The organism is Hydrogenophaga sp. (genome assembly GCF_031426985.1).
In the GTDB taxonomy this organism is placed as follows: domain Bacteria; phylum Pseudomonadota; class Gammaproteobacteria; order Burkholderiales; family Burkholderiaceae_C; genus Hydrogenophaga.
In genome coordinates this window covers 1-10,295 of the sequence record NZ_JASJOY010000127.1, presented here as the reverse complement: position 1 = coordinate 10,295, position 10,295 = coordinate 1, and the positions used below count along the sequence as shown (strand labels likewise).

Annotated in this window: 12 protein-coding genes; all 12 read right to left on the bottom strand. The window is 66.7% G+C overall.

Features of this window, described 5'->3' with window-relative positions; genetic code table 11:
• Window positions 1-1,237, bottom strand: a 1,237-nt coding sequence (gene murA, locus RMP09_RS15405; RefSeq protein ID WP_310566867.1) for a UDP-N-acetylglucosamine 1-carboxyvinyltransferase, incomplete at its 3' end; no start/stop codon positions are given.
• Window positions 1,238-1,250: 13 nt separating this feature from the next.
• Window positions 1,251-1,490, bottom strand: coding sequence for a BolA family protein (locus RMP09_RS15400; protein ID WP_310566866.1), 240 nt, complete (start codon window positions 1,488-1,490; stop codon window positions 1,251-1,253).
• A gap of 12 nt (window positions 1,491-1,502) precedes the next feature.
• Window positions 1,503-2,258, bottom strand: coding sequence for an ABC transporter permease (locus RMP09_RS15395; RefSeq protein ID WP_310566865.1), 756 nt, complete (start codon window positions 2,256-2,258; stop codon window positions 1,503-1,505).
• A complete protein-coding gene (locus RMP09_RS15390; RefSeq protein ID WP_310566864.1) occupies window positions 2,255-3,181 on the bottom strand; it encodes an ABC transporter ATP-binding protein in 927 nt (308 codons plus the stop codon). The genes RMP09_RS15395 and RMP09_RS15390 overlap by 4 nt, the downstream gene beginning before the upstream one ends.
• Before the next feature lie 108 nt (window positions 3,182-3,289).
• Entirely contained in the window at window positions 3,290-3,568 is a 279-nt protein-coding gene (locus RMP09_RS15385; protein WP_310566863.1) for an STAS domain-containing protein, read from the bottom strand.
• Window positions 3,569-3,579: 11 nt separating this feature from the next.
• Complete coding sequence (locus RMP09_RS15380; RefSeq protein ID WP_310566862.1) at window positions 3,580-4,218, bottom strand: ABC transporter substrate-binding protein; 639 nt, start codon at window positions 4,216-4,218, stop codon at window positions 3,580-3,582.
• 140 nt (window positions 4,219-4,358) lie between these two features.
• Window positions 4,359-5,111, bottom strand: coding sequence for a VacJ family lipoprotein (locus tag RMP09_RS15375; RefSeq protein WP_310566861.1), 753 nt, complete (start codon window positions 5,109-5,111; stop codon window positions 4,359-4,361).
• A gap of 52 nt (window positions 5,112-5,163) precedes the next feature.
• Window positions 5,164-5,646: an outer membrane lipid asymmetry maintenance protein MlaD gene (gene mlaD / locus RMP09_RS15370; protein WP_310566860.1), complete on the bottom strand. Its 483-nt coding sequence runs from the start codon at window positions 5,644-5,646 to the stop codon at window positions 5,164-5,166.
• 101 nt (window positions 5,647-5,747) lie between these two features.
• Window positions 5,748-6,527, bottom strand: coding sequence for a lipid asymmetry maintenance ABC transporter permease subunit MlaE (mlaE, locus tag RMP09_RS15365; RefSeq protein WP_310566859.1), 780 nt, complete (start codon window positions 6,525-6,527; stop codon window positions 5,748-5,750).
• Window positions 6,524-7,339, bottom strand: coding sequence for an ABC transporter ATP-binding protein (locus RMP09_RS15360; protein WP_310566858.1), 816 nt, complete (start codon window positions 7,337-7,339; stop codon window positions 6,524-6,526). The genes mlaE and RMP09_RS15360 overlap by 4 nt, the downstream gene beginning before the upstream one ends.
• 201 nt (window positions 7,340-7,540) lie before the next feature.
• On the bottom strand, window positions 7,541-9,022 hold the full coding sequence (locus tag RMP09_RS15355; protein ID WP_310566857.1) for a glutamate synthase subunit beta: 1,482 nt from the start codon (window positions 9,020-9,022) through the stop codon (window positions 7,541-7,543).
• 27 nt (window positions 9,023-9,049) lie between these two features.
• Window positions 9,050-10,295: glutamate synthase-related protein (locus RMP09_RS15350; protein ID WP_310566856.1), on the bottom strand; the 1,246-nt coding region annotated here is incomplete at its 5' end.

Below are 10,295 nucleotides of genomic sequence, written 5' to 3'. Positions count from 1 at the left end.
CGCGCAGCTTGGCTTCCATCTGGTCGTAGCCACGGTCCAGGTGGTAGATGCGGTCGACGATGGTTTCGCCTTCGGCCACCAGACCGGCGATCACCAGGCTGGCCGAGGCGCGCAGGTCGGTCGCCATCACGGTCGCGCCCTGCAGCTTCTCCACCCCGTCCACCACGGCCACCTTGCCATCGGTCTGGATCTTCGCGCCCAGGCGCACCAGTTCATTGACGTGCATGAAGCGGTTCTCGAAGATGGTCTCGGTGACCTTGCTCGCACCGGTGGCGACGCAGTTGAGCGCCATGAACTGGGCCTGCATGTCGGTCGGAAAACCCGGGTATTCCGTGGTGCGGAAGCTCTGCGCCTTCATGCGACCCGAAGCGCGCACACGGATGAATCCGTCGCCGGCCTCGATCTCGGCACCGGCGTCGTGCAGCTTGTCGATCACCGCGTCCAGGTGCTCGGCGCGGGCGTGGCGCAGGATCACGTCACCGCCCGTCGCGGCCACCGCGCACAGGAAGGTGCCGGCCTCGATGCGGTCGGCCACCACCTGGTGGGTGGCGCCGTGCAGCCGGTCCACTCCCTGGATGTGGATGCGGCTGGTGCCGTGGCCTTCGATCTTGGCGCCCATGGCGATCAGCATCTCGGCCAGGTCGGGGATCTCCGGTTCCTGCGCCGCGTTCTCCAGCAGGGTCTCGCCCTCGGCCAGCGCCGCGGCCATGAGGAAGTTTTCGGTGCCGGTCACGGTCACCATGTCGGTGGCGATGCGCGCGCCGTGCAGGCGGGTGCGGCCTTGCGGCAGCTTGGCGACCATGTAGCCGTGTTCGACCACGATCTCGGCGCCCATGGCCTGCATGCCTTTGATGTGCTGGTCCACCGGGCGCGAGCCGATGGCGCAACCGCCGGGCAGCGACACCTTGGCATGGCCAAAGCGCGCCAGCAGCGGGCCCAGCACCAGCACCGAGGCGCGCATGGTCTTGACCAGCTCGTACGGCGCCTCGGGGTTGAGGCTGTCGGGCGCCTGGAAGCTCATGCCGCCACGGTCACCGTGGGTCTCGGTCTTCACCCCCATGTTGTCCAGCAGCAGCCGCATGGTGGCCACGTCGCGCAGGCGCGGCACATTGGTCAGGTGCACCGGGTCGCTGGTCAGCAGCGTGGCGCACAGCTCGGGCAGCGCCGCGTTCTTGGCGCCAGAGATGGTGACTTCGCCATTGAGCGGGCGTCCACCGGTGATGCGCAGTTTGTCCATGGGGTTGTCTCGATCAGTTCTGGTTGGCCCACTCGGCGGGGGTGAAGGTTTTCATGGACAGCGCGTGCACCTCGTCCGTCTTCATGCGCTCGCCCAGCGTGGCGTAAACGCGCTGGTGGCGGGCGATGGGGCGCTTGCCCTCGAATTCGGGCGAGACGATCACGGCCGACCAGTGACGGCCGTCGCCACTGACTTCGAGGTGCTCGCAGGTCAGACCGGCGGCGATGAGTTGTTGCAGTTGTTCAGCGGTCATGGGAAGGGTCGCTCAGTGACGGATCTTGAAGCCGGTGCGCAGCAGGTGCAGCGCCAGGGCGCTGACCAGCACCAGCGCCGTGGCCACGATGGACAGGCTCAGCCAGGGCGAGACGTCGCTGACGCCGAAGAAGCCGTAGCGGAAGCCGTCGATCATGTAGAAAAAGGGGTTGAGATGGCTCACGCGCTGCCACACACCGGGCAGCGAATGGATGGAATAGAACACGCCCGACAGGAAGGTCATGGGCATGATGATGAAGTTCTGGAACGCCGCCATCTGGTCGAACTTCTCGGCCCACAGGCCGGCGATCACGCCCAACGCGCCCAGCAGGGCCGCGCCCATGAAGGCAAAGGCCAGGATCCACAGCGGCGCCACCAGGCTGGGCTGGGCGTACCACCAGGTGGCCAGCATCACGCCCGCCCCCACCGCCAGCCCCCGCACCACCGACGAACCCACATAGGCGACGAACCAGGCACGGTGCGACAGCGGCGTGAGCAGCAGGAACACCAGATTGCCCATGATCTTGCTCTGGATCAGCGAGCTGCTGCTGTTGGCAAAAGCGTTCTGCAGCACGCTCATCATCACCAGCCCGGGCAGCAGGAAGGCGGTGTAGCTCACCTGGCCATAGACCTTCTGGCTGTCTTCGAGCACATGGCCAAAGATCAGCATGTACAGGATGGCCGTGATGACAGGTGCGGCAACCGTCTGGAACCCCACCTTCCAGAAGCGCAGCACCTCTTTGTAGAACAGCATCTGCCAGCCGCTCATGGCGTGACTCCCGTGCCGGAAGCCTTCTCCATCACGTCGATGAACACGTCTTCCAGGTCCGCCTTGCGAATCTCCACGTCTTCGGCGGTCACACCGGCTTCGCGCGCCCGCGCCAGCCACTGCTCCACCTCGTGCGCGTTGTGGGCGGGCAGTTGCACCACACGCCCGGTGATGCGCGCCTGCCCCGCCAGATCGGCCGGCAGGGTCTGGTCGGTCTTGAAACGCAGCACGTTGGACGACGCGCGGCTGAGCAGGTCGGACGTCTTTTCCAGCGCCACCACCTGCCCCTGCTTGAGCATGGCGATGCGGCCGCACAGCGCCTCGGCCTCTTCCAGGTAGTGCGTGGTCAGCAGCACGGTGCAACCCTGCCGCTTGTTGAGCTGGCTGATGAACTGCCACAGGGTCTGGCGCAGTTCCACGTCCACGCCGGCGGTGGGCTCGTCGAGCACGATCACCGGCGGCTTGTGCACCAGGGCCTGTGCCACCAGCACACGGCGCTTCATGCCGCCCGAGAGCTGGCGCATGTTGGCCGTGGCCTTGTCGGCCAGCCCCAGGCCGGCCAGCAGTTCGTCGATCCAGGCGTCGTTGTGGCGAAGACCGAAATAACCGGACTGGAAGCGCAGAGCTTCGCGCACGTTGAAGAAGGGGTCGAACACCAGTTCCTGCGGCACCACGCCGAGCGCGCGGCGCGCGGCAGCGTAGTCGGTCTGCACATCGTGTCCGTGCACCAGCACGCGACCACCCGTGGCCTGCGCCAGGCCGGCCAGGATGCTGATCAGCGTGGTCTTGCCCGCCCCGTTGGGGCCCAGCAGCCCGAAAAACTCGCCCGATTCGATGTCGAACGACACGCCCTTGAGCGCCTGCAACTCACCGCGCGCGCTGCGGTAAGTCTTGGAAACGTTCTGGAAGGAAACAGCGGGCATGAAGGAGTGGCCCCAGTGCTCGCGTCGGGCCGTCTGGCCTGCCGCTGCGGGGAACCGGGTATTTTACCGGCAGCCCCTGCCCCGCCCGAGCCGAAGGCTGTTCGGCGATCAAACGGCCAGCAGTTCCTGCACGCCGTACAACGCCACCAGATCGCGCAGGCGCTGGGGGCCGTTCTGCAGCTGCAAGGTCTTGCCCTGCTGCTGCAGCGCGCGGCGCAGCTCCAGCAGCACCGCCACGGCCGAGGAATCGCACTCGCGCAGGGCGCTGGCGTCGAGCACCGCGACCGACCCGGGCTGGGCCAGCAGCGCGCTGCGCATCTGGGCCAGTGCGGGCACCGCCTGCTCCAGCGTCAGGCGCTCGGGCAGGCTGGCGCGCTGGTCGGGCACGGACGCCATCCTCAGCTGGCCTTGGCGGTGGCGCCAGCCTTGTTGCGCTGGACCAGCGAGGCGATCAGGCCGTCGATGCCCTTGGTGTTGATTTCCTGGGCGAACTGGGTCTTGTAGGTTTCCACCAGCCAGACGCCAAGCACGTTCAGGTCGTAAATCTTCCAGCCCTCGGGCGTCTTTTCCAGGCGGTAGTCGAGCTGGATGGGTTCACCACGGCCGCGCACTTCGGAACGCACCACCACTTCGGTGTCTTCGGGCTTGGCGCGCAGCGGCTTGAAGCTGACGGTCTGGTCCTTGACCTCGCCGAGCGCACCCGAGTAGGTGCGCACCAGCAGGGTTTTGAATTCGTCCTGCAGCTGCTTTTGCTGGGCCGGCGTGGCCTGGCGCCAGAAGCGGCCGACGGCCGAGGCGGTCATGCGCGAGAAGTTGACGTTGGGCATGATCTTGCTGTCCACCAGCGCCACGATGCGGTTGATATCGCCCTTCTGGATGGCGGCGTCGGCCTTGACGGCGGTCATCACCTCACCGGAGATGCGCTGCACCAGCGCGTCGGGCGCCTCGTCGGCGGCCTGCGCCAGCGACGGCAGCAGCGGGGCACTGGCCACGGCCAGCACGGCGATCAGTCGGGAAAACCATTGGCGTCGTTGCATGTCTGTCTGTCCTTTCGTTGCGGTGGCCGGTGTGTTGGGCCGGGCCATCCGTTTGAGACCGGGACTGTACGTCACCGGTTCCGGGGCAAATGTGTCGCTTGTGTAATGTCGGGGTATCGAAACGCGCGGTTTGACACGTTTCACCGGGGCGCTGCGCCGTTGCCGTTGCCGTTGCCCAGCCCGCTGCCAGCGTCGATCAGGTCCTCGATCTGGCTCTGGCGGCGCTGCAGGTAGATGTCGCGCGTGAAGCTGTACTTGTCCAGCGCCGCGCCTTCGAGCATGGTGGTCGCGCGCAGCAGGTTGGCGCGCGTTTCGACCGCCCGCAGCGCATACAGGGAGTTGCGCATCGGGATGTGGTCCACGCGCGAGACCAGGTCACCGCTGGTTTCCACGCCGAAGCCGGCCGCGTCACGGATGGACGAGGGGCCGAAGATCGGCAGCACCAGGTAGGGACCCGACGGCACACCCCAGCGGCCCAGGGTCTGGCCGAAGTCCAGCGAGGTGCGGTCGATGCCCATCTCGGAGGCGATGTCGAACACGCCCCCGAAACCCAGCACGGTGTTGACGCCCACGCGCAGCCCGTTTTCGGCGGCGGCCTGCGGCTTGAGCTGCAGGGTGGCGTTGATGAACGACCAGACGTCCCGCAGGTTGCCGAAGAAGTTGCTCACCCCGGTGCGGACCAGGTCGGGCGTGGCCTCGCGGTACACCGTGGCCACCGGCTTGAGCACCGCGCCGTCCACCGCGTCGTTGAACTGGCTCACGCCGCGGTTGAACGGCTCCAGCGGATCGCGGGGGTTGGCGTCGGGCCCGGTGGCGCATCCCACCAGAACGGCCGCCACCAGCCCAGTGCCGACGGCGGAACGGATGGTTCTCAATGATCGGTTCTGTTTCATTTCACCCCCTGCCTGGGACGCTGTCCCTGTTGTGTTCATGCCCCGTCCGCGCTCACTGCGCGGGGGCGTCCTTGCCCCCGTCGGCCGCCTTGTTGAACAGGAACTGGCCGATCAGGTTTTCCAGCACCACGGCCGACTGCGTCTGCGTGATCACATCGCCGTTGGCCAGGTTCTTGGTGTCGCCACCGGGTTCGATGCCGATGTACTGGTCGCCCAGCAGCCCGGCGGTGAGGATCTTGGCCGACGAATCCTTGGGGAACTGGATGTCCTTGCGGATTTCCATCGTCGCCACGCCCTGGAAGGTCTGCGCGTCCAGGGTGATGTTGGTCACGCGGCCCACGCTCACACCGGCCGAGCGCACCGGTGCACGCGCCTTGAGGCCACCGATGTTGTCGAACCGGGCCTGCACCGTGTAGGTGTCGCCACCGTTGGTGAAGCTGGCCAGGTTGGCGGCCTTGAGGGCCAGGAACAGCAGGGCCAGCGCGCCGAGCACGACAAACAGGCCCACCAGGATTTCGGTACTTTTCTTGTTCATGATCAAGCCTCTCGCGGAGCCGCCTCAAGAGAGGCTTGCGCCCCCTCGGGGGGCAGTGAATACACGCAGTGATGAACGTCGGGGTTCATGTTTCTCTCACATCAAGGGGTCGAGAACATCAGGGCGGTCAGGATGAAGTCCATGGCCAGCACGCCCAGCGACGCAGTGACCACGGTGCGCGTGGTGGCGTAGGCCACCCCTTCGGGCGTGGCCTCGGTTTCGTAGCCCTGGTAGAGCGCGACGGCGGTGCAGATGACACCGAACACGGCGCTCTTGGCCACGCCGTTGCCGACATCGCGCCAGACATCGACACCGCTCTGCTGGATGGACCAGAAGTTGCCGGCGTCGATGCCGATCAGCATCACCGCCACCACGTACGCACCCAGGATGCCGACGGCGGAGAACAGCGCGGCCAGCAAAGGCATGGACACGATGCCGCCGAGGAAGCGTGGCGCCAGCACGCGCGCCTTGGGGTCGATGGCCATCAGCTCCATGGCGGCGATCTGTTCACCCGCCTTCATCAGGCCGATCTCGGCGGTGAGCGAGGTGCCGGCGCGGCCGGCGAACAGCAGCGCCGTCACGACCGGCCCCAGTTCGCGCACCAGCGCGAGGTTGACGATCAGGCCCAGCGACTCGGAGGCGCCATACGTGGTGAGCGCGTAATACATCTGCAGGGCCAGCACAAAGCCCACCGCCGTGCCCGAGGCCAGGATGATGACCAGCGAACGGTTGCCGATGGCGTGGATCTGCTGCACCACCAGACCCGGGCGGGTGATGGCCGCAGGCAGCGCCTGCAGCAGTTCCCAGAAGAAGAGCGCCCCGTGCCCCCAGCTGGCCAGGACGGCCAGCGCGCGCTGGCCCAGGTGTTGCAAGACGTTCATGGCGCCGCCTCCAGGCCGAAGTCCTGCGCCACTGAGCGGGCCGGGTAATGGAACTTGACCGGACCGTCGGGTTCGCCGCGCACGAACTGCCGCACCTCGGGCTCGGTGCTGGCCATCAGCTCGGCTGGCGTGCCCTGGGCCACGATCCGCCCGCCCGTGGCCATGAGCACCACCCAGTCGCTGATCGCCATGCACTGCGGCACATCGTGCGAAATCAGCAACGTGGTGGCGCCGGTCACGTCGGTCAGGGTGCGGATGAGCTTGGCCGCCACGCCCATGGACACCAGGTCCAGGCCGGCGAAGGGCTCGTCGTACATGATGAGTTCGGGGTCGAGCGCGATGGCACGGGCCAATGCGACGCGGCGCGCCATGCCGCCCGAGACTTCGCTGATCTTCAGGTGGGCCGCGCCACGCAGGCCCACCGCGTTGAGCTTCATGAGCACGATGTCGCGGATCAGCACTTCGGGCAGATCCGTCATCTCGCGCAGCGGGAAGGCCACGTTGTCGAACACATTGAGGTCGGTGAACAGCGCGCCGAACTGGAACAGCATGCCCAGCCGGCGGCGCAGGCGAAACAGCTGCGCCTTGTCACCGGTGTTGACCACCTCGCCGTCGAACACCACCCGGCCACTGTTGGCGGCGTGCACGCCGCCGATCAGCCGCAACAAGGTGGTCTTGCCACACCCCGATCCCCCCAGCACCGCCGTGACCTTGCCCCGGGCGAAGGTCAACGAAAGGTCGTTGAGGATGGTCCTGCGGCTGTCGTAGCCGAAGGTGACGTGGTCGATCTCGATGAAGGGGGTGGCGCTCATGGGACTTGGAAAAGAGCCGGGGATTGTCTCATGAGGGTTAATCCCTAAGGCTTTGAGCCTATTTCCGCACAAAACGGCAGAACATCCCATCGAACCCCGGAGCGACGTGCCCCAGCCCAGCACGCGGTGGCACCGGCTCCGCCGGGCCGCACGCGTGGCCCCCTGGAGGGGGTCGCGCGCGGCGCGGCGGGGGTGATGCGTTTATCGCGGCAGGTCGGAACAGCCCATCAGGAACTCGTCCACCGCGCGCGCAGCCTGCCGGCCTTCACGGATGGCCCAGACCACCAGGCTCTGGCCACGGCGCATGTCACCGGCGGCGAACACCTTGGCCACGTTGGTGGCGTAGCCACCGGTGAACTCGGTGTGGGCCTTGGCGTTGCCGCGGGCGTCCTTGTCGATGCCGAAGGCGTCCAGCACGGTGGCGACCGGGTTCACGAAGCCCATGGCCAGCAGCACCAGGTCGGCCTTGTATTCCTTCTCGGAGCCGGCGACCTCGACCATCTTGCCGTCCTTGAACTCGACGTTCACGGTCTTGAGGCCGGTCAGCTTGCCGTTCTTGCCGATGAATTCCTTGGTGGAGATGGCGAACGCGCGCTGCAGGATGCCCTTTTCGGCGCTCTCGTCGTGGCTGGAGCTGGTGCGCAGCTTCAGCGGCCAGTACGGCCACACCAGGGGCTTGTTTTCCTGCTCGGGCGGCTGCGGCATCACCTCGAACTGGGTCACGCTCACGGCGCCGTGGCGGGTGCTGGTGCCCACGCAGTCGGAGCCGGTGTCACCACCGCCGATGACGATGACGTGCTTGCCGTCGGCGCGCAGCTGGCTCTTGAGCTTGTCACCGGCATTGACCTTGTTCTGCTGCGGCAGGAACTCCATGGCGAAGTGCACGCCATCGAGTTCACGGCCGGGCACCGGCAGGTCGCGGCTCTGCTCGGAACCACCGGTCAGCAGCACGGCGTCGAACTGGGCCTTCAGCTCATCGGCGCTGATCACCGTCTTGGCGTCGTTGGTGACCTTGCTGTCGGCCGGCATGGCACCGATCAGCGTGCTGGTCTTGAAGACCACGCCTTCGGCTTCCATCTGGGCCACGCGGCGGTCGATGTGCGTCTTCTCCATCTTGAAGTCGGGGATGCCGTAGCGCAGCAGACCGCCGATGCGGCTGTTCTTCTCGAACAGCGTCACGTCGTGGCCGGCGCGCGCCAGCTGCTGGGCCGCCGCCATGCCGGCGGGGCCGGAGCCCACCACCGCCACCTTCTTGCCCGTCTTGTGCTTGGCCGGCAGGGGCTTGACCCAGCCTTCGGCCCAGGCCTTGTCGATGATCGCGTGCTCGATGGACTTGATGCCCACCGCGTCGCCGTTCACGTTGATGGTGCAGGCCGCCTCGCAAGGCGCGGGGCAGATGCGACCGGTGAATTCCGGGAAGTTGTTGGTGCTGTGCAGCACGGTGATGGCGTTCTGCCAGTCGCCCGAGTACACGAGGTCGTTGAAGTCCGGAATGATGTTGTTGACCGGGCAGCCGTTGTTGCAGAACGGCGTGCCGCAGTCCATGCAGCGCGCGCCCTGGATCTTGGCCTGCGATTCATCGAGGCCGACCACGAATTCCTTGTAGTGCTTCAGGCGCTCGGCGACGGGCTTGTAGCCCTCTTCCAGGCGCTCGTATTCCATGAAGCCGGTGACTTTTCCCATGATGTTGGTCCTGCGTGGGGTCGTTGTTTATTTGGCCGGGGCCGCTTGTTTCTTGGCGCTGGTCTGGGCCTTGCCGGTGGCGGCCACAGCCGCCTTCTTGGCGTTGATCTCGCCCAGGGCGCGCTTGTATTCGGTCGGGAACACCTTCACGAACTTGGCGCGGGCCTCGGTCCAGTGGTCCAGCAGCTCGCGGGCGCGCTTGCTGCCGGTCCAGCGGTTGTGGTCCTCCAGCAGCTTCTTGAGCTGGGCTTCATCGGTCTGGTCGCGGTGCCAGATGGCCTTGTCGGTCGTGGCTTCCTGCTCGGCCGCCGGCAGCACCTTGTCCAGCGTGACCTGGGCGGTGTTGCAGCGCTGGGCGAACAGGCCGTCTTCGTCGTAGACGTAGGCGACACCACCGCTCATGCCGGCGGCGAAGTTGCGGCCGGTCTTGCCCAGCACCAGCACGGTGCCGCCGGTCATGTATTCGCAACCGTGGTCGCCCGTGCCTTCCACCACCGCGGTGGCGCCCGAAAGGCGCACGGCGAAACGTTCACCGGCCACGCCGCTGAAGAAGGCTTCACCGGCGGTGGCTCCGTACATCACGGTGTTGCCGACGATGGTGTTGCGCGTCGCGTCGCCGCGGAAGTCGATGCTGGGGCGCACCACCACGCGGCCGCCCGAGAGGCCCTTGCCGGTGTAGTCGTTGGCGTCGCCGATCAGGTACAGCGTGATGCCGTTGGTGAGGAAGGCGCCGAAGGACTGGCCGCCCGTGCCTTCGAGCTGGATGCGGATGCTGTCGTCCGGCAGACCTTCGGGGTGCACCTTGGTCACCGCGCCCGAGAGCATGGCGCCCACGGAACGGTTCACGTTGCGCGCGCGCTCGATGAACTGGACCTTCTCGCCCTTCTCGATGGCGGCCTGGCTCTTGGCGATCAGGATGTTGTCCAGCGACTTCTCCAGCCCGTGGTCCTGCGTCTGCGTGTGCAGGCGCGGCACGTCGGCCGGCACGGCCGGGGTGGCCAGCAGGCGGCTGAAGTCCAGGCCCTTGGCCTTCCAGTGCTCGATGCCCTGCTTCATGTCCAGCAGGTCGGCGCGGCCGATCAGCTCGTCGAACTTGCGCACGCCCAGCTGCGCCATGATCTGGCGCGCCTCTTCGGCGATGAAGAAGAAGTAGTTGACGACGTGCTCGGGCCGGCCCGAGAACTTCTTGCGCAGCTCCGGGTCCTGCGTGGCCACACCCACCGGGCAGGTGTTGAGGTGGCACTTGCGCATCATGATGCAGCCCTCGACCACC

Bases quoted from the DNA above. Each gene is read 5' to 3' on its own strand.
- RMP09_RS15360 (WP_310566858.1), bottom strand. From the start codon at position 7,339: ATGAGCGCCACCCCCTTCATCGAGATCGACCACGTCACCTTCGGCTAC.
- RMP09_RS15355 (WP_310566857.1), bottom strand. From the start codon at position 9,022: ATGGGAAAAGTCACCGGCTTCATGGAATACGAGCGCCTGGAAGAGGGC.
- RMP09_RS15380 (WP_310566862.1), bottom strand. From the start codon at position 4,218: ATGCAACGACGCCAATGGTTTTCCCGACTGATCGCCGTGCTGGCCGTG.
- RMP09_RS15400 (WP_310566866.1), bottom strand. From the start codon at position 1,490: ATGACCGCTGAACAACTGCAACAACTCATCGCCGCCGGTCTGACCTGC.
- RMP09_RS15390 (WP_310566864.1), bottom strand. From the start codon at position 3,181: ATGCCCGCTGTTTCCTTCCAGAACGTTTCCAAGACTTACCGCAGCGCG.
- RMP09_RS15375 (WP_310566861.1), bottom strand. From the start codon at position 5,111: ATGAAACAGAACCGATCATTGAGAACCATCCGTTCCGCCGTCGGCACT.
- mlaD (WP_310566860.1), bottom strand. From the start codon at position 5,646: ATGAACAAGAAAAGTACCGAAATCCTGGTGGGCCTGTTTGTCGTGCTC.
- RMP09_RS15395 (WP_310566865.1), bottom strand. From the start codon at position 2,258: ATGAGCGGCTGGCAGATGCTGTTCTACAAAGAGGTGCTGCGCTTCTGG.
- mlaE (WP_310566859.1), bottom strand. From the start codon at position 6,527: ATGAACGTCTTGCAACACCTGGGCCAGCGCGCGCTGGCCGTCCTGGCC.